We start from the raw sequence: 22829 nt of genomic DNA, 5'->3' as shown, positions 1-22829 counted from the left end.
ACGATTATGGCCACCTCAGCCGTTTCCGCCAACAAGGCCGAATTGATCGCGATCGCGGACTCGGTCGCTCGCGAGAAGCTGATCGACCGGGGTATCGTCATCGAGGCGATGGAAGACGCAATCCAGCGCGCGGCGAAGAACCGCTACGGCGCCGAGATGGAGATCCGCGCCAAGCTCGATCCGGCGAACGGCGACCTGCGCCTGTGGCGCGTCGTCGAAGTCGTCGAGCAGGTCGATGATCTCTACAAGCAGGTTTCGGTCGCCGATGCGCAGCGGCTGCAGAAAGGCGCGAAGATCGGCGACTATATCGTCGATCCGCTGCCGCCGATCGAGTTCGGCCGCATCCAGGCCCAGGCATCCAAGCAGATCATCTTCCAGAAGGTCCGCGAAGCCGAGCGCGAGCGCCAGTTCGAAGAGTTCAAGGACCGCGTCGGCGAGATCATCACTGGCGTCGTCAAGCGCGTCGAGTTCGGCCACATCGTCGTCGACCTGGGCCGCGCCGAGGGCGTGATCCGCCGCGATGCGCAGATCCCGCGCGAAGTCGTCCGCGTCGGCGATCGCATCCGCGCGCTGATCCTGCGCGTGATCCGCGAGAATCGCGGGCCGCAGATCTTCCTCAGCCGCGCGCATCCGGACTTCATGAAGAAGCTGTTCGCGCAGGAAGTGCCGGAAATCTACGACGGCATCATCACCATCCAGGCCGCCGCCCGCGATCCGGGCAGCCGCGCCAAGATCGGCGTGATCAGCCGCGACAGCTCGATCGATCCGGTCGGCGCCTGCGTCGGCATGAAGGGCAGCCGCGTCCAGGCGGTCGTCCAGGAAATGCAGGGCGAGAAGATCGACATCATTCCCTGGTCGCCCGACACCGCGACCTTCGTCGTGAACGCGCTGCAGCCGGCGAACGTCAGCCGCGTGGTCATCGACGAGGAAGAGGACCGGATCGAGGTGGTCGTGCCCGATGACCAGCTGAGCCTTGCGATCGGCCGCCGCGGCCAGAATGTTCGCCTGGCCAGCCAGCTCACCGGCAAGGCGATCGACATCCTGACCGAGACCGACGCCTCCGAAAAGCGCCAGCGCGAGTTCGCCGAGCGTTCGGAAACGTTCCAGACCGAGCTCGACGTGGACGAGACGCTGTCGCAGCTGTTGGTCGCGGAAGGCTTCACCAGCCTCGAGGAAGTGGCTTACATCGAGCAGGACGAGATCGCCTCGATCGAGGGTTTCGACGAGGAGCTCGCTGCCGAGCTGCAGAGCCGCGCCCAGGAAGCGCTGGAGCGTCGCGAGGAAGCGGCGCGCGCCGAGCGGCGGTCGCTGGGCGTCTCCGACGAACTCGCGACGATGCCGTACATGACCGAAGCGATGCTGGTCACGCTCGGCAAAGCCGGCATCAAGACGCTCGACGATCTGGCGGACCTTGCCACCGATGAGCTGGTCGCTAAGAAGCGCGTCGAGCCGCGCCGCCGCAACGAGGATGCGCCGAAGCGTCCGGAAGACAAGGGCGGGATCCTCGCGGATTACGGTCTGAGCGAAGAGCAGGGCAACGAGATCATCATGGCCGCACGCGCCCATTGGTTCGAGGAGGACGCTGTTGCGGAATCCTCCCAATGAACGGCCGAAGCTCAGGCTGAAGCATCCGTCTGCGGCTGAGGAGCGGGTCAAGGCGGCCATGCCGACCCGGCCCGCCAAGCCGGATAAGGATGGCCCCGAACGCAAATGCGTGCTGACCGGCGGCAAGACCGATCGCGCTGCGCTGATCCGTCTCGTGCTGTCGCCCGAGGGCGAGGTGCTGCCCGACGTCCGCGCAAAGGCGCCGGGGCGGGGGGCCTGGATCGGCGTCGACCGCGACGCGCTGCAGCGCGCGCTGGATAGCGGCAAGCTGAAGTCCGCGCTGTTTCGCGCGTTTCGGCGGCGCGACCTGACGGTTGCCGCCGATCTGGCCGACCAGATCGAGAAGCAGCTTGAGCGCGCCGCGCTCGATCGGCTGGGGCTGGAGGCGCGGGCCGGCACGATCGTCACCGGCGGCGAGCGGATCGATGCGGCCGCGCGGACGGGCAAGGCCGCGCTGCTGCTTCACGCGGCCGATGCGGGCGAGGACGGCAACCGCAAGCTCGACCAGGCGCTGCGCGTCGGCAATGACGCGGAAGGCAGCGACCTGAAAGGGCTCGTAATTGCCGCTCCGCGCACCATATTGTCGTCTGCCCTGGGTCGCGAGAACGTGGTACATGTCGCGGTGACCGACCAGGGCGCCGCCCGGCGAGTGGGTGAGGCGCTCTCCCGCTGGCACAGGTTTATCGGATTTGGGTCAGGCGAACGGCCTTGCGAAACACGTCCGCAAGGTTCAATCGCCGCTGCTGCGTCTCCGGACGCGGCGGCGACTGCTGCGAATGAAGGACTGACGACGGTTCATGAGTGATATCGACAACAAGGAAAAGCCGAAGCTGGGCGCGCGCGCGCCGCTGGGCCTGAAGCGCACGGTCGAGACCGGCAAGGTCAAGCAGAGCTTCAGCCACGGCCGATCGAACACCGTCGTCGTCGAGGTGAAGCGCCGGCGCGTGCTCGGCCGCCCGGGCGAAGCGGATGCGACGCCGACGCCGGAGCCTGAGGTCGCGAAGGCGCCCGCCGCGCCGGCTCCGGCGCCCGCGGCTCCTCAGCGCCCGGCGCCCGCTCCGGAGAGCAACCGGCCGATGACGCCGCTGGAGCGTCGCGAGCAGCAGGAGCGCCTGCTCCGCGAGGCCGAAGAAGCGCGCATGGCTGCGCTCGAAGAGACGCGCCGCCGCGAAGAACAGGCACGGACCCAGGCGACCGAAGAGGAACGCCGTCGCGCCGAAGAAAATCGCCGCGCCGAGGAAGCTGCCCGCCAGCAGGCCGAAGAAGAAGCCCGCCGCGCGCAGGAAGCGCCTGCCGCGCCGGTCGAGGAACCCGCCGCCGAGGCCAAGCCCGAAGAGCGCGCCGCATCGCCGGCTCCGGCTCCGCGTCGCTTCACGCCGGTGCAGGCCCCGCGCCGTCCCGAGCCGCCGGCCCGTCCGGCCCGTCCGGGTCCGCGCGGCGGCGACGACCGCCGCCAGTCGGGCAAGCTGACCGTCACCCGTGCCTTGTCGGACGACGAGGGCGCGCGCGCCCGTTCGCTCGCCGCGCTGAAGCGCGCGCGGGAGAAGGAGCGTCGCGCGCACATGTCGGGCTATGGCCAGCCCCAGGCCAAGCAGGTCCGCGACGTCGTGGTGCCCGAAGCGATCACGGTCGGCGAGCTCGCCAACCGCATGGCCGAGCGCGGCGCCGACCTGGTCAAGGCCCTGTTCAAAATGGGCTCGCCCGTCACGCTAACCCAGACGATCGACCAGGACACGGCCGAACTGCTCGTGACCGAGTTCGGACATCGCATCAAGCGCGTGTCGGAATCGGATATCGACATCCAGTCGACGGAGGACGTCGACGCCCCCGAGACGCTGCAGCCGCGTCCCCCGGTCGTCACGATCATGGGCCATGTCGATCACGGCAAGACCTCGCTGCTCGACGCGTTGCGCGGCACCGACGTCGCGACCGGCGAGGCGGGCGGCATCACCCAGCACATCGGCGCGTATCAGGTGACGGTGAAGGACGGGTCGAAGATCACCTTCCTCGACACGCCGGGCCACGAAGCGTTCAGCGAGATGCGCGCACGCGGTGCCAACATCACCGATATCGTGGTGCTGGTTGTGGCCGCCGATGACGGGCTACGTCCCCAGACGATCGAGGCGATCAACCACACCAAGGCAGCCGGCGTGCCGATGATCGTCGCGATCAACAAGATCGACAAGCCGGAAGCCAAGCCGCAGAAGGTCCGCGAGGAGCTGCTGCAGCACGAAGTCATCGTGGAGGATATGGGCGGCGACGTGCAGGACGTCGAAGTCTCCGCGCTCAAGAAGACCAACCTCGACGCGCTGATCGAGAAGATCCAGCTGCAGGCGGAACTGCTCGAGCTGCGCGCCAACCCCGATCGCGACGCCGAAGGCACGGTGGTCGAAGCCAAGCTCGACAAGGGTCGCGGGCCTGTCGCGACGATCCTGGTCGGTCGCGGCACGCTGCGCGTGGGCGACGTGTTCGTCGTCGGCGCCGAAAGCGGCAAGGTCCGCGCCCTGATCGACGACAAGGGCCGCAACGTGAAGGAAGCCGGCCCGTCCACGCCGGTCGAGGTGCTCGGCATCTCCGGCGTGCCGGGCGCGGGCGATCCGCTGACGGTGGTCGAAAACGAAGCCCGCGCGCGCGAAGTCGCGGCCTACCGCGCCGGGGTGATCCAGCAGAAGCGGACCACGGCAGCTCCGGCCAGCCTGGAATCGATGTTCTCGGCGCTGCGCGAAAAGCAGGCGATCGAGTATCCGGTGGTGGTCAAGGCCGACACGCAGGGCTCCGTCGAAGCGATCGTCGGCGCGTTGAACAAGATCGGCACCGAGGACATTCGTGTGCGCATCCTGTCGGCAGCCGTCGGCGGCATCACCGAAAGCGATGTGGTGCTGGCCTCGGCGAGCCGCGCACCCATCATCGGCTTCAATGTGCGCCCGAACGCCAAGGCGCGAGAGATCGCGACGCGCGACGGCGTGGCGTTCAAATATTATGACGTGATCTACAATCTGACGGATGAGATCCGCGCCGGCATGGCCGGACAGCTGGGGCCGGAAGCAATCGAGCATGTCGTCGGCCGTGCGGAAGTGCGCGAGGTGTTCAGCGCGGGCAAGCACGGCAAGGCGGCGGGTCTGCTCGTCACCGAGGGTTATATCCGCAAGGCCCTGCGCGCCCGCATCACGCGCAACGACGTCATTATCTACAACGGCGCGATCGCGTCACTGCGTCGCTTCAAGGACGATGTGGCCGAAGTCCGCGCGGGCCTTGAGTGCGGCGTCACGTTCGAGAACACGACCGACATCAAGGCGGGCGACTATCTCGAAACGTACGAAGTCGAACTGCGCGAACGGACTTTGTGATCAAGCGCGTAGCTGGCTAGGCCAGGCCTGGTCGGCTACGCCTCTCCTGCGGCCCGCCACTCGCGGCCCGTAAGGAGGTGGTTTCTATAGAAGATGAACACGTAGCTCTGGCTCTGGGCGTCGCGGCTCTTGTGGTCGCGATCCTCGGCTTGGTGGTTGAGATCATCAAGCTGACGCGCCGCTAAGGCCCGGTGAGGAGCCCGGTATGACAGTGCCGGGCTCCAATATGGTTTTGGGCCCGGGTGTGACAGCACCCGAGCCCAAGAAGGTGTATCGAAGATGACACCGTAGCGGGTTCGATATACGCCTTGAACGTTAATGAGACAAGATGCGCCACAACGCCACTCCTGAAACCCGGTCCGTCCGCCTGCTCCGCGTCGGTGAGCAGGTGCGGCATGTGCTGTCGGAGATCCTGATGCGCGGGGACGTGCACGACCCGGTGCTCGCGTCGCATAGCGTGTCGGTCACCGAAGTGCGGATGTCGCCCGACCTGCGGCACGCGACGGTGTTCGTGAAGCCGCTGCTCGGTTCGGACGAGAAGGACGTGATCGACGCGCTGAAGCGCAACGTGAAGTATCTGCGTGGCGAGGTCGCGCGGCGAGTGAATCTCAAATTCTCCGCGCAGCTCAAATTCCTTCCCGACGAGAGTTTCGACGAGGCGAGCCATATCGACGCAATCCTGCGCCGGCCCGAGGTGGCGCGCGATCTGGACGCGGGCGAGGAATAATCCCGGCGCAACCCTTGAACGGGCACCGATTCTGCGCACAGTGCAGCCTTCTTAAAACATAAAGAGGCTGCCTGATGCTCCGCCGGTTCGCGTTCCTGCCGCTGCTCGCGCTTGCGATCCCTGCTTTTTCCCAGACCACCACGGCGCCGCCCGAAGGCCCGAGCCCGATGTTTCAGGGCCGCGACCTGTTCGGTCTCGAATGGGCGAGCGATCCGCAGATCAGCCCCGACGGATCGCAGGTTGCCTATGTGCGGCGCTCGAACGACATCATGATCGATCGCGCGCGCTCGACGATCTGGCTGATCGACACGCGCACCGGCGCGCAATCGCCGCTCGCCGCGGGCACGGGATCGCACACCAGCCCCCGCTGGTCGCCCGACGGCAAGCGCCTTGCCTATGTGTCGAGCGATGGCGGCGGCTCGCCGCAGCTCTATGTCCGCTGGATGGCGACCGGGCAGACGGCGCGGATCACCGGCCTTCCCGACAGCCCTAGCGCGCTTGCCTGGTCGCCGGACGGCAGCCGCATCGCCTATCTGATGCGCGTGCCGCAGGACGCGCCCAAGCTCGGCAAGGCGCCCGGACCGAAGCCCGAGGGCGCGCAATGGGCGAAGCCGCTGGAGGTCATCACCTCCGTCCAGTACCGCACCGATGAGGGCGGCTATAACAAGCCCGGTTACGACCATATCTTCGTCGTGCCGGCGGATGGCGGCGCGCCGCGCCAGCTGACCTATGGCCAGATCGACGATGGCGGTCCGCTGAGCTGGGCGCCGGACGGCAAGACCCTCTATTTCAGCACCAACCGCAAGGCGGATTGGGAACGCCAGCCGCTCGACAGCGAAGTCTATGCGCTGAACGTGGACAGCGGGACGGTGACGCCGCTGACGGACCGGCGCGGGCCGGATCGCAGTCCGGTCATGTCGCCAGACGGGCGACACATCGCCTATATCGGCTTCGACGACAAAAGCCTCGGCTACCAGAATGCCCGCCTCTCGGTGATGGACCCGGACGGGCGCAATTCACGCGTGCTGACCGGCAACCTCGATCGCAGCATCGGCCAGGCGCGTTGGAGCGGCAACAACAGCCTGATCGTCCAGTATGACGATAATGGCCTGACCAAGCTGGCGCGCATCGGGCTCGACGGACGCATGACGCCGCTGGTCAGCGATCTTGCGGGCTCTGAGATCGACCGGCCCTATACCGGCGGCGCTTTCAGCGTCTCGCCCGAAGGCGCGGTCGCCTTCACCAGCGGCACCGCGCAGCGGCCGCCGGACGTCTCAGTCTGGAAAGGCGGCGAGCGCAAACTGACCAGCCTCAATGACAATCTGCTCGGCTCGAAGGCGCTGGCGAGCGTCCAGCCGCTGGCCGTGACCGCCGCTGACGGGCGCAAGATCGATGCCTGGCTGGTGACGCCGTCCACGCCCGCGCCGGGCGGCAAATACCCGCTGATCCTGGAAATCCATGGCGGGCCGTTTTCCGCCTATGGCCCGCACTTCTCGACCGACGACCAGCTCTATGCCGCGGCCGGCTATGCCGTGCTGTACGTCAATCCGCGCGGCTCCACCTCTTATGGCGAGGAGTTCGCGAACCTCATCCACCACAAATATCCGGGCGACGATTATGGCGACCTGATGAGCGCTGTGGATGCGGCGATCGCAGGCGGCACGGTCGATCCGAACAACCTGTTCGTGACCGGCGGATCGGGCGGGGGCGTGCTGACCGCGTGGATCGTCGGCAAGACCGACCGGTTCAAGGCGGCAGTGACCCAGAAGCCGGTGATCGACTGGGCCAGCTTTGCGCTGACCTCCGACAATCCGGCCTTCTTCTCGCGCTATTGGTTCGGCGCCTATCCGTGGGAGGATTACCAGTCCTTCTGGGCGCGTTCGCCGCTGTCGCTGGTCGGCAACGTGAAAACGCCGACAATGGTTGTGGTCGGGTCCGAGGATTACCGCACGCCCGACAGCGAGGCGGAGCAATATTATGCGGCGCTGCAGCTTCGCGGCGTACCGACGGCCTTCGTGAAGGTGCCAGGCGCCGCGCACGGCACGATCGCGGCGCGGCCGTCCCAATCGGCGGAAAAGGCGTCGGCGATCCTGGCCTGGTTCGATCGGTATCGGAGCAAATAACGCATCAGGGAGAGGGAAATGGACGAGGGTATCCGCCAGCGCGCGATCGAACTGTACGATGTCTACACCCATGAAGGCCGGGACCGCCGCGCCTTCCTTCGCGAGATGACGCTGCTGGCGGGAAGCGCGGCAGCGGCCGAGGCGCTGATCGCCGGCATTGCCGCCTCGCCCGCGGCGGCGGCGATGGTTCCGCCCGACGACAAGCGCCTCAAGACCCGCACCGATCGCTGGAACAGCGCGCCGGGGCGGACGATGAGCGCCTATGTCGCCGCGCCTGCCTCCGGGCGCAACCGGGCGACGATCGTCGTGATCCATGAGAATCGCGGACTGAATGACCATATCCGCGACGTGGCGCGCCGCGTGGCGTTGGCCGGGTATCAGGCGGTCGCGGTGGACTTGCTGGCGCCCGTCGGGGGCACGCCGCCGAACGAGGACAAGGCGCGGGAGATGATCGGCGCGCTCGACCTCGCGGCAAGTGTTCGGGACGCGCAATCGGCATTCGGCCGGTTCGCGCGCGGGCACAAGGCGGGACTCGTCGGCTTCTGCTGGGGCGGGGCAATGGTGGATCGGGTCGCGGTCGCGGGTGCCCCGGGATTGGCGGCGGCGGTGAGCTATTATGGACCGGCGCCCGACCCTTCCGAAGCGGCGCGGGTGAAGGTGCCGCTGATGATCCATTTGCCGGGGCTGGACGCCCGCGTCGCCTCGACCGTGCGGCCGTTCGTGGCGGCGCTGAAGGCCGCGCACAAGGACATCACGCTCTACGAATATCCGGGGGCGAACCACGCTTTCAACAACGACACCTCCGCCGAACGCTACAACGCCGCGGCGGCAAAGCTGGCCTGGGAACGCACGATGGCATTCTTCAGGACGAAGTTGGCTTGAGCCTTCGTTCCTGATACGTTCTCACTCGATTCGAGGGAGGACGATCATGTCGGAACAACTGACCTTCTACACGCACCCGATGTCGCGCGGGCGGATCGTACGCTGGATGCTGGAGGAAGTGGGCGCGCCCTATGAGACGGTGCTGCTCGACTATGGCTCGACCATGAAGGCGCCCGAATATCTGGCGGTCAACCCGATGGGGAAAGTGCCCGCGATCAAGCACGGCCATGTTGTCGTGACCGAGGCAGCGGCGATCTGCACTTATCTGGCCGACGCGTTTCCGGAGGCGGGACTTGCGCCGCCGTCGGGCAGCCCGGAACGCGGCGCCTTCTACCGCTGGATGTTCTTCGGCGCCGGGCCGGTCGAGACGGCGGCTTTGGTCAAGGCGCTGAACGCGACAGTGCCGGAGGACCGCGCGGCGATGGCCGGATTCGGCACCCATGCCGCGGTTGCGGACGTGCTGGAGCGGCTGGTGACCGCCAACGACTATATCCTGGGCGACCGGTTCAGCGCGGTCGATGTCTATCTCGGCGCGCAGATCGGCTGGGGCACGCAGTTCGGCACGATCGAGAAGCGGCCGGGATTCGACGCGTATCTGGGCCGGATCATGAGCCGCCCCGCGGCGCTCAGGGCCCGGGAAATCGACGACGAAGCCATGGCGGCGTGAACTGACTCCCCTCTCCCTTCAGGGGAGAGGGCGACTCGGCCCTGCGGGGCCGAGCGGGGAGAGGGTCCTGGGCGCCGTACCACATCACCCTCTCCCCGCTCGCGCCCGCAGGCGCGAGTCAACCCTCTCCCCTTGAGGGAGAGGATCGGCCTGTCACCAAACCTTGATGCGCTGATCCGGCGCCAGGTAATATTTGCTCCCCGGCTTCACGTCGAAAGCGGTGTACCAGGCATCCAGGTTGCGGACGACATAGGGCCGCCAATTGCCCGGCGTGTGCGGGTCGGTGGTCAGGATCTGCAGCAGGATCGGATCGCGGTATTTGGCGCGATAGATCTGGGCGTATCCCAGGAAGAACCGCTGGTCGCCCGTCCAGCCGTCGATCACCGGGGCAGGCTTGCCGCCCAGCGAGATTTTGTAGGCGTCATAGGCGACGTTCAGGCCCGCCAGGTCGGCCATATTCTCGCCCAAGGTCAGCTCACCGTTCACATGGGTGCCCGGCAGCGGTTCGTAGCCGTGATACTGGGCGACGACCCGGTCGGTATAGGTCTTGAATCGGGTTGCGTCCTGCTCGGTCCACCAGTCGGCGAGCTTGCCGGTCTTGTCGAACTTGCGGCCCTGGTCGTCGAAATGGTGGCTCAGCTCGTGCCCGATCACGGCGCCGATGCCGCCATAGTTGACGGCATCGTCCGCGTTCGGATCGAAGAAGGGCGGCTGCAGGATCGCGGCCGGGAACACGACTTCGTTCATCAGCGGATTGGCATAGGCATTCACCGTCATCGGGGTCATGCCCCATTCGGTGCGGTCGACCGGCTTGCCGATCTTGTCGAGATTGCGTTGATATTCGAAGCGGTTCGTGCGATCGGCGTTGCCGAAGGCATCGCCGGCCTTGATCTCCAGATTCGAATAATCGCGCCACTTGTCCGGATAGCCGATCTTTGGCGTGAAGGCGGCGAGCTTCTCGCGTGCCTGACGCTTGGTTTCGGGCGCCATCCATTCGAGCTTCTGGAGGCGCAGGTCCATCGCCGCGATCAGGTTCTTGACCAGCTGGTCGGCCTTCGCCTTGGCTTCCGGCGGGAAGTATTTGGCGACATAGAGCTGGCCGACGGCCTCGCCCATGCCGCCATTGACCATGTCCACTGCGCGCTTCCATCGCGCCTTCAACTCCGGTGTGCCGGCGAGCGTCGTTCCCTTGAACGCAAAGTCTTCGGCGACGAACGCCTTGGGCAGCACCGGCGCGGCGTTCGACAGCGTGTGGTAGGTCAGGTAATCCTGCCACACGGACAGCGGCTCCGATGCGATCAGCGCGGCGGTGCCGGTGACGGCGCTCGGCTGCGCAACGATCACCTGCGCCTGGTCCACGCCCGCGGCCTTCAGATAGGCGGCCCAATCGAGCCCCGGCATTTTCGTCGCCAGCTCGGCGGTCGCGACCGGGTTGTAGAGCTTCTCGATCTGGCGCGATTGCGCGCGGGTCCAGTGGGTCTTCGCGATCTTGGTTTCGAGGTCGAAGATGCGCTCCGCCTTCGCGTCGGCATCGGCAATCCCGGCAAGCTTCAGCATCGCGGCGATGTGCGTCTTGTACTTGGCGCGCGCGTCCACGAACTTCGGGTTGCTGTCGTCGAGATAATAGTCGCGGTCGGGCAGCCCAAGGCCGCCCTGGCCGACATAGATAGCGTATTTTGTGTTGTCCTTCAGGTCCTGCTCGACCTCCACGCCGACCGGGACGGTGACGCCGCTGCGGTTCGCGTCGCCCATCCAGGCGGCGAGCTCGGCCGGCGTCTTCAGCGCGGCGATTGCGTCGAGCTCCGGCTTGATCGGGGAGAGACCCTTCGCCTCGATCGCGGCTTCATCCATGAAGCTCGCATAGAAGTCGCCGACCTTCTGGCCGTTGCTGCCGGGCGCGCCCTTGGCCGCAGCGGCCTGCTGGATCACTTCGCGGGTGCGTTCGTCCGACAGGTTGCGCAGGATCGCGAAGCCGCCCCAGCTCGATTTGTCGGACGGAATCGGCGTCGCCGCGTCCCATTTGCCGTTCGCGTATTTGTAGAAGTCGTCGCCAGGCGCGACCGTCTTGTCCATCCCGGTCGCGTCATAGCCGAAATCGCCGAGCTGCGGCTTGCCGGCTGCGAACGCAGCCGTGGAGAGTGCCAGCGCCGCGGCGCCAAGCAGGATGCGTGATGTCATTAATATTCCCCGACTCTCAAGAGTGATGACAGAGGCTTAGCGATTTGACCCGGCCGCGCAAACGCGCAGCCGCGACATTCATCGGCGCTTGTCCGACGTTGATCGAATAGTGCTGGACCGTGCCGCCTCCGGCTCTTCCGTGGCGGCCGGCAAGCGCAGCCGGACCAGCAGTCCCCCCAGATCCTCGCTCTCTTCCAGCCCGACGGTCCCGCCATAGATTTCGGCGACGTCGCGGACGATGGCGAGGCCAAGGCCGGTGCCGGGCTTGGACGTATCCAGCCGCGCGCCGCGATCGAAGATGCGCTGGCGCTCTTCCTCGGGGATGCCGGCGCCGTCGTCCTCGATCAGGAATTCGACGAACCCCGCCTCGCCCGACACGGTCACGAACACGCTGCCGCCGCCATATTTGGCGGCGTTCTCGATCAGGTTGCCGAGCAGCTCGTCCAGGTCCTGGCGCTCGACATGAACCGACAAGTCCCTGGGGCCGGCGCGGTCGATCCGGACGTCGGGGTAGAGCCGCCCGACCGCGCGCTCCACCGCTTCCAGGCTCGGCCAGACCTCCGCCCGGCTGTGGGCATGGCCGCGCCGCCCGACCGCCCGCGCGCGGGCGAGGTGGTGGTCGACCTGGCGCCGCATCGTCTTCGCTTCCCGGCAGACTGTCTCCGGCAGGTCGGCGGCATCCGCGGTTGCGGCGTTCATGATCACGGTCAGCGGCGTCTTCAGCGCATGGGCGAGGTTGCCGGCGTGACGGCGCGCTTCCTCGGCCTGATTCTCGTTATGCTCCAGCAGCGCGTTCAGCTCCTCGACCATCGGCGCGACCTCGTTCGGCAGCGGTTCGTCGACCCGGGTCGCGGCGCCCGATCGCATGCGGGCGATCGCCTTGCGCACTTTCCTGAGCGGCAGCAGTCCGTAATAGGTCTGCAGCGCCGCCAGCGCGATCAGGCCGACGCCCAGCAAAGCGAAGCTGCGCACCAGCGTGCGGCGCAGCACGTTGATCTGGTCGTCGAGCGCGGCGCGGCTCTGCGCGACCTGAAAGCGCCACCGCACCGGCGATCCGGGCAGGATCACGTCGCGTTCGAGCACGCGCAGCGGCTCGTCGGCGAATTCCTTGCTGTCATAGGTGTGGACGTCGATGTCGTTATGCTTCTCGCCAACTTTCAGCGACCGGTCCCACAGCGAGCGCGAGCGAAACGGCTCCAGCCCGCCGCCGCTGATCTGGTAATAGAGGCCGGAGTTCGGCTCCAGGAAACGCTGGTCGCCGAGGGGCCGATTGAGCAGCACTTCGCCGGCCGGCCCGATCTCCGCCGACGCGACCATCGCGGTCAGCACGTAGTTCAGCGAATCGTCGAAATTGCGCGTGACTGCGTTCGACAGCACCCGGTCGAGCGCAAGCCCGCCGCCCAGCAGCAGCAGCGTGATCCACGCCGCCGCGATCAGGATCATCCGCCGTGCCAGCGATCCGGTGGTGCGGCGCTTCTCCTTGCTCCTCCCCGGAACGGGGAGGGGGACCGGCGAAGCCGGTGGAGGGGTCGGTTGGGCGTAAGGCTCGCTGGCGCTCGCGACCCCTCCACCACGCTGCGCGTGGTTCCCCTCCCCGTTCCGGGGAGGAGCGCGTTCAGCCATTCGGGTCTTCGAGGCTGTAGCCGAGGCCGCGGATCGTGGTGATCACGTCCTGGCCCAGCTTCTTGCGGATGCGGGTGACGAACACTTCGATGGTGTTCGAATCGCGATCGAAATCCTGGTCGTAGATGTGCTCGATCAGCTCGGTGCGGCTGACCACCTTGCCCTTGTGGTGCATCAGGTAGCTGAGCAACTTATATTCCTGGGCGGTCAGCTTGACCGGCTCGCCGGCAAGCGTGACCTTGCCTGATCGCGTGTCGAGGCGGACGTCGCCCGCATTCAGCTCGGAGCTGGAATTGCCCGACGCGCGGCGGATCAGCGCCCGCAGGCGCGCAATCAGCTCTTCGGACTGAAACGGCTTGGCGAGATAATCGTCGGCGCCCGCGTCAAGGCCGGCGACCTTGTCGGACCAGCTGTCCCGCGCCGTCAGCACCAGCACCGGCATTGCCTTGCCTTCCTTGCGCCAGCGATCGAGGACGGTCAGGCCGTCGATCTCGGGCAGGCCCAGATCGAGCACGACCACATCGTAAGTCTCGGTCGTTCCCATGAAATGCCCATCCTCGCCGTCGGTGGCGAGGTCGACCGCATAGCCTGCCCCCTCCAGCGTCTTGCGGAGCTGGGCACCGAGGCTCGGTTCGTCTTCGACGATCAAAACGCGCATTATTGTCCCCTCAAAAACCCGAACGGCCGATCACGGCCCCCGTGCGGGCATCGACATCGACCCAGATCACCGAACCCGACCGCATGAACTTCAGGCGGTAGACCCCATTGTCGAACTCCGGACCCAGGTAAGTTGATCCCCGCATATGCGGCAGCACCCGATCCTCGATCTCACGCAACGAGAGCACCCGGCCGGACTGGTGCGCCTCATACGCCCGATACTGGTCGCCGTGGCGCTGAGCCGTGGCCGGCGCGGCAAGAGCGAGCGCAACAAGCGCGACAGAAGCGATACGCATCATCCGGAACATGGGCATAGCGCGTAGGCGGAACGCTTTGAATAGCCCATGAATGCAGGCGTTGGCGGCGGTTCAGGGTTGCTGCTAGGGACGCCGCCATGCCCGCTCCTGTTTTGAGTTTCGAAGGGCTGGGCCTCGTCCAGGGGTCCGGCTGGCTGTTTCGCGATCTGGATATCTATGTCGGCGAGCGTGATCGGCTCGCGCTGATCGGCCGCAATGGCGCGGGCAAGACGACGCTGCTGAAGCTGCTCGCCGGCCGGATTGAAGCCGACGAAGGGCGCCGGACGATCGTGCCGGGCACGAACGTGGTGCTGCTGGAGCAGGAGCCGAACCTCGCCGGATTCGAGACGCTGCGAGACTATGCGGTCTCGGGCAAGGATGCGCCGGCGCTGCATGAAGTCGAAGCGATCGCGGACCAGATCGGGCTCGATCTGTCCCGCGGCGCGGCGACCGCCAGTGGCGGCGAGCGGCGGCGGGCCGCGATCGCCCGCGCGCTGGCGCAGGCGCCCGAAGTGCTGCTGCTCGACGAGCCGACCAATCATCTCGACCTGGCGGCGATCGATTGGCTGGAAAGCTGGCTGAACCGCTACACGGGCGCGTTCATCGTCATCAGTCACGACCGCACGTTTCTGACCCGGCTGACGCGGCAGACTCTCTGGCTCGACCGGGGCAGCCTCAGGCGCGCGGACATCGGCTTTGGCGGGTTCGAGGCTTGGCAGGAAAAAATCTATGCCGAGGAAGCGCGCGCGGCCGAAAAGCTCGATGCCAAGCTGAAGCTGGAGCTGCATTGGCTCCAGCGCGGCGTCACCGCGCGGCGGCGGCGCAACCAGGGGCGGCTGGAGGCGCTGAACCGGATGCGCGCGCAGCGAGCCGCGATGATGGGCCCCGCAGGCGCCGCCAAGCTCGGCATCGAAGCCGATGACGTGCGCACCAAGTCGGTCATCACGGCCGAGCACGTGACCAAGCGCTATCCCGTCACCGCGGCGGAATCCACTGAGGGCGGTTTCCGCACCATCATCAAGGACTTCAGCCTCCGCATCCAGCGCGGCGACCGGATCGGCATCGTCGGCGCGAACGGGGCGGGCAAGACGACGCTGCTGAAGCTTCTGACCGGCGAACTGGCGCCCGACGAAGGGACCGTCACGCTCGCCAGGACGCTCGACGGCGTGGTCATCGATCAGCAGCGCAGCCTCCTCGCGCCCGACAAACGCGTGCGCGACGTACTGGCGGACGGCGGCGACTGGATCGAGGTCCGGGGCACCAAGAAGCACATCCAGGGCTATCTGAAGGAGTTCCTGTTCGATCCAGGCCTCGCCGACGCGCGCGTGGGCACGCTATCGGGCGGCGAGCGCTCGCGGCTGCTTCTTGCGCGCGAGTTTGCGCGGCGGTCGAACCTGCTGGTGCTCGACGAGCCCACCAACGATCTCGATCTCGAAACGCTCGACCTGCTGCAGGAAGTCATCGCCGACTATGAGGGCACCGTGCTGATCGTCAGCCACGACCGCGACTTCCTCGACCGGACGGTGACGGTCACGCTGGGGCTGGACGGGTCCGGCAAGGTCGACATCATCGCCGGCGGCTATGCGGATTGGGAACGCAAGCGGTCCCCCCTCCCGCGAGCGGGAGGGGAACAAGAAGCTCTCCTACAAGGACCAGCGCGACTACGACCTGCTGCCCGGCCGCATCGAAGAAATCGAGGCGGCGATCGCGCGGGACGAGGCGGCGCTGGCCGATCCTGATCTCTACACCCGTGACCCGAAGCGGTTTGCGGCCCTCACCGGAGCGATCGACAAGGCGCGAGCGGAGAAGGACGCGGCCGAGCTGCGCTGGCTCGAATTGGCAGAGCGGGTCGAGGCGCTCGGCTAGCCGACGGATGCCAGATAGCGCTCCAGCGCATCGCTTCCGCCGATGCGCTCGCCATCGATGAATATCTGCGGCGTGGTCTCGACGCCGAGTTGCTGCTCCAGCGCCTCGACCTCGTCGCGCGTCCTCAGGATCCGATCGTCAACATCGAACCCTGCCGATTCCAGCATGGCTTTCGCACGCACGCCGAACGGGCAGGTGTGATCGGGCAGGACCATTCGGTACAGGATCGCCGTCTCCGCCATTCGCGCTCTCCAAGCTTGCTGAGCCCGGCCAAACGAACGGCGGAGCGAGGCGATCCATCACATCAGGCGACCGCCTTGGTGCGCTCCCGGATACGCTGCTCCAGGATCGTCAGCGGCATCGCGCCTTCCTTCAGCACTTCGTGGAAGCGCTTGATGTCGAATTTGTCGCCCAGTGTCTTCTGCGCTTCCTCGCGGGCGCGGGTCCAGGCCATGTGGCCGACCTTGTAGCTGCAGGCCTGGCCCATCTGCGTGCAATAGCGCTCCACTTCGCGCTGCGAGCGCGGGCGGGCGAAGCCGGTGGTCGCAACCATGTAGTCGGTCGCCTGCTCCCGGCTCCAGCGTTTGGTGTGGATGCCGGTGTCGACCACCAGCCGCGCCGCGCGGAACAGGAAGGACTGGAGATAGCCCGCGCGCTCCAGCGGCGAACGATAGGCGTCCAGTTCGTTCGCCAGCTGCTCGGCATAAAGCGCCCAGCCTTCCGAATAGGCCGAGAAGAAGCCGAGCTTGCGAAGCGTCGGGATATCCTTCGATTCCTGCGCGATGCTGATCTGGAGGTGATGGCCCGGCACGCCCTCGTGATAGGTGAGCGAAGGCAGCGAGTATTTCGGCCAATCGCCGGTGTCCTTCAGGTTGATGAAGTAGATCGCCGGCCTCGAGCCATCGAGTGCGGCGCGATTGTAATAGCCGTTCGACGCGCCGTCCTGGATTTCCGGCGGCACGCGGCGGATTTCGAGCGGCTGGGTCGGCAGCGTCGCAAATGCGCGCGGCAGCCGCGTGTACATGTCCTTCACGCGCTCGTTGAGGCTGGCAATCAGCGCCGCGCGGCCCTCGTCGGTGTTCGGATAGACCTGGTCGGGCGCGACGTTGAGCTTGGCAAGCCGCGCGCCCACCGATCCTTGCGTGTAGCCCGCGCCCTTCAGGATCGTGTCGAGCTCTGCGCTGATCTCCGCGACCTGCGCCAGGCCGAGCTGGTGCACCTCCTCGGGCGACATGGTCGTGGTCGTCGCCTGCTGCAGCGCCGCGGCATAGATCGCCTCGCCGTCGGGAAGCCGCCAGGCACCGTCGCCCGGCTTCGTCGTCGGGCGAAGCTGCTTGATCAGCGCAATCTGCCGGTCGAGCGCGGGATAGACTTTGCCGGACACGATTGCCGCCGCGCGCGCCTGCCAGTCGCCCGCGATCCCGGCCGCCTTCGCCCGATCGACGAGCGATTGCACCATCGTCGAGCTTTCGGCCGGCTGGCCGCGCAGCTTGCCCATCTGCCCCAGCGTCAGATCGAGCGACCAGCCGGGAGCAAGGAAGCCCCGCGCCGCCTGGACCCGCTGCTCTTCGCTGTCTTCATCGAGCACCCGCGCGAAGGCGTCGAGGCGCGACAGATAAGCCTCGCAATCCTGGCTCGTGCGGATCGTGTGGGCGGTGTTCAGGAAATCGGGGATGCTGAAATAGGCGCCGCCTTGCTGGAAGATCGGATAGGGGCGCTGGACGGAATCGATCTGGAACTTGCCCGGCGCGACGGTCTGCGTCTCGAGCGAATAGCGAACAACGTCCAGGTTGAGCTGCGCTGCAGGCGACAGGCTGGCGCGGTCTACCTTCGCAAGCGCGGCAAGCGCCACCTGGGTGCGCTGCAGGTCCCGCTGCCGTTCCGCCGCCGTCGCCGGCGAAAGCTGCCCCTTCAGCGCCGCGAGCGGACCCTTGTCGAGCCCAAGCGAGGTCGCGAGTTCGGGAGAGGTCGCGACGCGCTCCTGGAAAATGCGCTCGAACAGCGCATTCAAGGCCACATCGCCGCTCTCGGCGAAAACGATGCTCGGCGAGAAGGCAGCCCCTGCAACGGCAAGGCCGGAAGTCGTCAGAAACGTGCGGCGGTCCATGGTCATCCTCTGCTTATCTGTCGATCTACGGTTTAGCGGCCGGCCGCGGTGCCGCCACCCAGGTTCGACAAACGTCAGGCAACCGCGCCGAATGTCGCTCGTTCTGTCGCTGAAACGAGGAGACGGACATGGAAATCACCAAGGCGCTGCACACCGATCACCAGGAGCTCAAGAAGCTGATCCGGGCGGTCAACAAGAGCGAGGATGGTGCCGAGCGCGAGCGGCTGTTCACCCAATTTGCCGAGTTGCTGGTCAAGCATTCCCGGGCCGAGGAAAAGGTCGTTTACGATGCGCTGATCAAGACCGGCGAGGAGGAAGAGGAAGAGGCGGGGTATGAGGGCTATACCGAGCACGGCCTGGCGGACTCGCTGCTCGCTCAACTGAAGGGGGGCGCCGATCCGATGTCGCCGGAATGGTCGGCCCAGGCGAAAGTCATGATGGAAATCCTCGAACACCACATCAAGGAAGAGGAAGACGAAGTCTTCTCCCAGGTGAAGGAGGATTTCGACACCACCGAACGCAAGGACATGGGTGACGCGTTCGAGGCGCAGAAGGAAAAGGTGAAAGCCTAGGGTGTGTGCTCGATAGCCACGTCGGCGTGACGGGGCGTATTTTGGCCTGTGGCTAGGAGCGAGGAGGGACGCGATGTGGGACATCGCGCCCGACGAGCGAAGCCGCCACGGGCCAAAAGACGCCCCGCCCCGAAGGGGTCGCCTGGAGAGGCGCGCTGGCCGCGTCGCTTGCTTGCGCGTAGCTTCAGCTACGCGTCTGCGCCGCGCTCCTCGCCAGCGCGCCTCTCCAGGCGATCACGCTCGATGTGGCTATCGAGTACACACCCTAGAGGGATCGTCCCTCGCGTCCGGCCAACTCCGTGACGTAATGCCAGGCCACCCGGCCCGAGCGCGCGCCGCGCTGGGTGGCCCATTGCAGCGCATCCTGCGCGTCGAAGGGCAGGTCGTGGGCGGCCGCGTAGCGCTCGACGATCGCCAGATAAGTTTCCTGGTCGATCGCATGGAAGCCGAGCGCCAGGCCGAAGCGATCGGCCAGCGCTAGCCGGTCGTCGACCACGTCGCGCGGATTGATCGCGCTCTCCTGCTCCGAAATGTCGCGGGCGACGATGTGACGGCGGTTTGAGGTGACGTGCAGCCGTGCGTTCGCCGGTCGCTCCTCGGCGCCGCCTTCGAGCAGCGAGCGGAGCTGCCGCGTCTCCGGTCCGCCCGCTTCGAAGCCGATATCGTCGATGAACAGGATGAAGGCGCGCTCCGCCCGCTCGACTTCCGTGAAAAGCAGGGGGAGGGTGTCGAGCCGGTCGGCGGCGACGTCGACCAGCGCGATGTCCAGCCCCTCGCCGCGCACCGCGCCCACCACCGATTTCACCAGCGCCGACTTGCCGGTGCCCTTCGCGCCCCACAGCAGCACGTCGTGCGCGGCGTGGCCGGCGGCGAGGCGCCGCGCATTGGCGAGCAGGATCGCCTTTTGCGCGTCGATCCCGGTCAGCAGGTCGAGCGGCAGCGGCGCGAAATGCCGCGCCTCGACCAGCCCGGCGCCACGCCACAGATAGGCGGCCGCAGCCTGCGGATCGGCCGCCGCCGCGGCGGGCGGGGACATCCGCTCCAGCGCGGCGGCGATGCGGGCGAGTTCGTCGGCCATGAACCGCGCCATAGCGGCTCAGGCGTCGGCTTTCCAATCGGGGCCGATCCGCTAGGGTCATGTCATGGCCACATCGATCACGCCCGTCATCCTGTCCGGCGGTGCCGGGACCCGGCTGTGGCCGCTCTCGACGCTCGCGCAGCCGAAGCAGATGCTGACGCTGTCCGGCGAACTGACGATGCTGCAAACGACCGCCGCGCGCCTGGCCGATGCCGCGCGGTTCGCCGCGCCGATCATCGTCGCCACCGGAGCGCAGGCCGATGCGATCGAGGCGCAGCTTGCGCGCATTGGCTGCACGCCCGCCGCGCTGATCCTGGAACCGGTCGCGCGCAATACCGCCCCGGCGATCGCGCTCGCAGCAATGGCGGCGCCGGACGCGCTGCTGCTGGTCCTGCCCAGCGATCACGCGATCGGCGACCTCGGCGCCTTTCGGGAGGCGATCGACCGCGCCGCGCCGCTTGCCGAACAGGGCTGGCTGGTGACGTTCGGGATCGCCCCGGAGCGGCCGGAGACCGGATTCGGCTACATCATGCTCGGCGATCCGCTGGCCGAGGGCGTGCACAAGGTCGCGCGGTTCGTCGAAAAGCCGCCTCTCGCGGAGGCGCAGCGGATGCTGCGCGAGCGCGGTTACTCCTGGAACGCCGGCATCTTCCTGTTCCGCGCTCGCGCGTATCTTGACGCGATGGGGCTCCACGCGCCGGCGATGCGCACGTCCGTCGCCGCCGCGATAGCCGCCGCGCGCCGCGACGGTGCGCGCGTACTGCCGGACCCGGAGCGGTTCGCCGCGGCGCCGGCGGAGTCGATCGATTACGCCGTGCTCGAAAAGGCCGAGCGGGTCGCCGTGGTCCCTGTCGCAATGGGCTGGTCAGACATCGGCAGCTGGGATGCGGTGCACAGCCTCGGGGCCGCCGACGATCGCGGGACGGTTGCCACCGGCGACGTGATCGCGCTGGACACCGCCAATTGCCTGATCCGCAGCGACGGTCCTACGATCGCAGCGCTGGGCGTCTCCGATCTGATCGTCGTCGCGACGGGCGACCACGTCCTGGTCCTCCCGCGCGGCCGCAGCCAGGAGGTCAAAAGACTCCTGGACGCAATGAAGGGTCGGACCGGCTGATCAGCGCGGCGGGGGCGGCGGCTCGATCGTGGGACCCAGGTTCCGCATCACTTCCCGCGCGTCGAAGTCGCGGGCGCTCTTCGGCGGCCCCTTGAACATCGCGATTTCGGCGCTCGCTTCGAACCGGTCGATCGTCGTCACGTCCACCGAGTCAGCCCAGAACGGGTCGTAGCCATAGGGGTCCCAATAGCGCCAGCCGAACCGGCCATAATAGCGCCAGCTCGGTCCCCAATAGCCGAATGGTCCGGGCGCAAACGGCCGCGGATAGGTCTGCACCGTCGTCTGCTTGTCGGTGTTGCGATCGACCATCGTGAAGCCGTCATAGCCCTGCTGGACGGTCAGCTCGGCGGCGCGGAACAGCAGGTAATTCTCGACCCGCTGGCGCGACGTGAACTGGTTGCCGGAAAACATCACGCGGAAGCGGTTCTGCTCGATCTGCTGCTCGGAGAATCCACCGCGCACGCCGGTGGGGGCACCGAGCGGCTGGTAGGGGGTGGGCGTCGCGCAGCCGGCCAGCAAGGCGGCTGCGGCAAGCGCGGCGAACGTCAGGCGTTTCATGGGTCGCGACCTTCTCTAATTCCATTGATGACAACACGCGCGACGGGTCGCCCGTTCCATGCGATAGGTTGCATGTGAAAACGCTCTTTCGCTCCGGCGCTGGCAATGGCACTCTCCCGCACAGCAGACCGAGTCAGGAGACCGACGATGGCCACTCTCGCGCAGCCCACCCTCGAGGAAATGATCGATCCGCTGGATGTCAGCCGGGCCGAACTCTATCGGGAGCATAGGTGGCAGGAGCCGTTCCGCCGGCTGCGGGCCGAGGCGCCCGTCTATCGCTGCGAGAACTCGTCGTTCGGACCTTATTGGTCGGTGTCGACTTACAAGCCGATCGTCCATGTCGAGAGCCTGCCGGACATCTACTCGTCGTCCTGGGAATATGGCGGGATCACGCTCGCCGATCCGCAGAAGGATGCGGAGTTCATCATGCCGATGTTCATCGCGATGGACCGGCCGAAGCACAGCGAGCAGCGCCGCACCGTCTCGCCCGCCTTCACTCCGAGCGAGATCACCCGGATGGCGGAGGATGTCCGCCGCCGCACCACCGAAATCCTGGATGACTTGCCATGGGGAGAGACGTTCGACTGGGTCGACAGGGTCTCGATCGAGCTCACGACGCAGATGCTGGCGATCCTGTTCGATTTTCCCTGGGAGGACCGGCGCAAGCTGACCTTCTGGTCCGATTGGGCCGGCGACATCGAGCTCGTCCACAATGTCGACACGCGCCAGCAGCGGCTCCAGCATCTGTTCGAGTGCGCGGCCTATTTCAAGAATCTGTGGGATTCGAAAAAGGACCAGCCGCCCTCACCGGATCTCATCTCGATGATGATCCACTCCGACGCCATGAGCGACATGGCGGACAATGAATTCCTGGGAAATCTGATCCTGCTGATCGTCGGCGGCAATGACACGACCCGCAACTCGATGACCGGTGCGATCTACGGCCTGAACAAGTTCCCGGATGAGCGCGCCAAGCTGGAGAACGATCCCGGCCTGATCCCGAACGCGGTGTCGGAAATCATCCGCTGGCAGACGCCGCTGGCGCACATGCGGCGCACCGCGACGCAGGATACGGAGCTTGAAGGGCAGCAGATCAAGGCCGGCGACAAGCTGGCGCTCTGGTATATCTCGGGCAACCGCGACGAGAGCGTGTTTCCGAACGCCGACAAATTGATCGTCGATCGCGAAAACGCCCGGCGTCATCTGGCGTTCGGCTACGGCATCCATCGCTGCGTCGGCGCCCGGCTCGCCGAACTGCAGATCAGCGTGCTGCTCGAGGAAATGGCGAAGCGGCGGATGCGGGTGGAAGTGCAGGAGGAGCCCGTGCGGGTCAGCGCCTGCTTCGTGAACGGCTACCGCAAACTGCCGGTCCGGATTTCGAAATATTGAAACCGACCGGGCCGCAGCTCCGTATCTTGGCCAAATA

18 protein-coding genes and 1 pseudogene are annotated in these 22829 nt (G+C 66.7%); 11 read left to right on the top strand and 8 right to left on the bottom strand.

Annotated features, from left to right (window positions below; translation table 11 throughout):
- The first annotated feature begins 6 nt into the window (after positions 1–6).
- From nusA to SCH01S_RS09470, 7 genes are all read left to right on the top strand, one after another.
- Positions 7–1605, top strand: a complete 1599-nt coding sequence (gene nusA, locus SCH01S_RS09500) for a transcription termination factor NusA (RefSeq protein ID WP_046348563.1) — start codon at positions 7–9, stop codon at positions 1603–1605.
- 58 nt (positions 1606–1663) lie between these two features.
- A complete protein-coding gene (locus SCH01S_RS09495; RefSeq protein WP_046348695.1) occupies positions 1664–2410 on the top strand; it encodes a DUF448 domain-containing protein in 747 nt (248 codons plus the stop codon).
- Positions 2403–4952 carry a translation initiation factor IF-2 gene (infB, locus tag SCH01S_RS09490; RefSeq protein WP_046348562.1) on the top strand — a complete coding sequence of 850 codons (2550 nt, stop codon included), beginning with the start codon at positions 2403–2405 and terminating at the stop codon, positions 4950–4952. Before SCH01S_RS09495 ends, infB begins: the two co-directional genes overlap by 8 nt.
- A 328-nt stretch (positions 4953–5280) precedes the next feature.
- Positions 5281–5679, top strand: coding sequence for a 30S ribosome-binding factor RbfA (rbfA, locus tag SCH01S_RS09485; protein ID WP_046348561.1), 399 nt, complete (start codon positions 5281–5283; stop codon positions 5677–5679).
- A 74-nt stretch (positions 5680–5753) separates the two neighbouring features.
- Positions 5754–7802: an alpha/beta hydrolase family protein gene (locus SCH01S_RS09480; RefSeq protein WP_052733884.1), complete on the top strand. Its 2049-nt coding sequence runs from the start codon at positions 5754–5756 to the stop codon at positions 7800–7802.
- 18 nt (positions 7803–7820) lie between these two features.
- On the top strand, positions 7821–8684 hold the full coding sequence (locus SCH01S_RS09475; protein WP_046348560.1) for a dienelactone hydrolase family protein: 864 nt from the start codon (positions 7821–7823) through the stop codon (positions 8682–8684).
- A gap of 46 nt (positions 8685–8730) precedes the next feature.
- Positions 8731–9351 (top strand): glutathione S-transferase family protein, encoded by a 621-nt coding sequence (locus SCH01S_RS09470; RefSeq protein ID WP_046348559.1) that lies wholly within the window; start codon positions 8731–8733, stop codon positions 9349–9351.
- A 153-nt stretch (positions 9352–9504) separates the two neighbouring features.
- Here the strand turns inward: SCH01S_RS09470 and SCH01S_RS09465 are convergent, their stop codons facing one another.
- The 4 genes from SCH01S_RS09465 to SCH01S_RS09450 all read right to left on the bottom strand — a co-directional run bounded on the left by SCH01S_RS09465 (position 9505) and on the right by SCH01S_RS09450 (position 14108).
- Positions 9505–11529: a M13 family metallopeptidase gene (locus tag SCH01S_RS09465; RefSeq protein ID WP_046348558.1), complete on the bottom strand. Its 2025-nt coding sequence runs from the start codon at positions 11527–11529 to the stop codon at positions 9505–9507.
- A gap of 78 nt (positions 11530–11607) precedes the next feature.
- The gene (locus tag SCH01S_RS09460; protein WP_245612217.1) at positions 11608–12972 is read right to left on the bottom strand and encodes a sensor histidine kinase; all 1365 of its coding nucleotides are present in this window, start codon (positions 12970–12972) and stop codon (positions 11608–11610) included.
- A gap of 172 nt (positions 12973–13144) precedes the next feature.
- Positions 13145–13810, bottom strand: coding sequence for a response regulator transcription factor (locus tag SCH01S_RS09455; RefSeq protein WP_046348557.1), 666 nt, complete (start codon positions 13808–13810; stop codon positions 13145–13147).
- Between the two features lie 10 nt (positions 13811–13820).
- Positions 13821–14108, bottom strand: coding sequence for a hypothetical protein (locus tag SCH01S_RS09450; RefSeq protein WP_369385541.1), 288 nt, complete (start codon positions 14106–14108; stop codon positions 13821–13823).
- 95 nt (positions 14109–14203) lie between these two features.
- Here SCH01S_RS09450 and SCH01S_RS09445 point away from each other — a divergent pair.
- Positions 14204–15971 (top strand): annotated as a pseudogene (locus tag SCH01S_RS09445) (ABC-F family ATP-binding cassette domain-containing protein).
- Here SCH01S_RS09445 and SCH01S_RS09440 read toward each other — a convergent pair.
- Both SCH01S_RS09440 and SCH01S_RS09435 read right to left on the bottom strand, forming a co-directional pair.
- A complete protein-coding gene (locus SCH01S_RS09440) occupies positions 15968–16213 on the bottom strand; it encodes a glutaredoxin domain-containing protein (RefSeq protein WP_046348555.1) in 246 nt (81 codons plus the stop codon). The pseudogene SCH01S_RS09445 and the gene SCH01S_RS09440 overlap by 4 nt on opposite strands.
- 62 nt (positions 16214–16275) lie before the next feature.
- Positions 16276–18078 (bottom strand): DUF885 domain-containing protein, encoded by a 1803-nt coding sequence (locus SCH01S_RS09435; RefSeq protein ID WP_046348692.1) that lies wholly within the window; start codon positions 18076–18078, stop codon positions 16276–16278.
- Positions 18079–18206: 128 nt separating this feature from the next.
- On the opposite strand from SCH01S_RS09435, the gene SCH01S_RS09430 reads away from it, so the two are divergent.
- On the top strand, positions 18207–18650 hold the full coding sequence (locus tag SCH01S_RS09430; RefSeq protein ID WP_046348554.1) for a hemerythrin domain-containing protein: 444 nt from the start codon (positions 18207–18209) through the stop codon (positions 18648–18650).
- Between the two features lie 265 nt (positions 18651–18915).
- On the opposite strand, the gene SCH01S_RS09425 is transcribed toward SCH01S_RS09430, so the two are convergent.
- Positions 18916–19728, bottom strand: a complete 813-nt coding sequence (locus SCH01S_RS09425; RefSeq protein ID WP_046348691.1) for an ATP-binding protein — start codon at positions 19726–19728, stop codon at positions 18916–18918.
- A gap of 64 nt (positions 19729–19792) precedes the next feature.
- On the opposite strand from SCH01S_RS09425, the gene SCH01S_RS09420 reads away from it, so the two are divergent.
- Complete coding sequence (locus tag SCH01S_RS09420) at positions 19793–20845, top strand: mannose-1-phosphate guanylyltransferase/mannose-6-phosphate isomerase (RefSeq protein ID WP_046348553.1); 1053 nt, start codon at positions 19793–19795, stop codon at positions 20843–20845.
- Here SCH01S_RS09420 and SCH01S_RS09415 read toward each other — a convergent pair whose 3' ends face one another.
- Positions 20846–21403: a CC0125/CC1285 family lipoprotein gene (locus SCH01S_RS09415; RefSeq protein WP_046348552.1), complete on the bottom strand. Its 558-nt coding sequence runs from the start codon at positions 21401–21403 to the stop codon at positions 20846–20848. It lies immediately after the preceding gene.
- A gap of 147 nt (positions 21404–21550) precedes the next feature.
- Between SCH01S_RS09415 and SCH01S_RS09410 the strand changes: the two genes are divergently transcribed.
- A complete protein-coding gene (locus SCH01S_RS09410; RefSeq protein ID WP_046348551.1) occupies positions 21551–22792 on the top strand; it encodes a cytochrome P450 in 1242 nt (413 codons plus the stop codon).
- Positions 22793–22829: the final 37 nt, after the last annotated feature.

Source organism: Sphingomonas changbaiensis NBRC 104936 (genome assembly GCF_000974765.1).
Taxonomy (GTDB): domain Bacteria; phylum Pseudomonadota; class Alphaproteobacteria; order Sphingomonadales; family Sphingomonadaceae; genus Sphingomonas_B; species Sphingomonas_B changbaiensis.
This window is presented reverse-complemented; position numbering and strand designations above follow the sequence as displayed.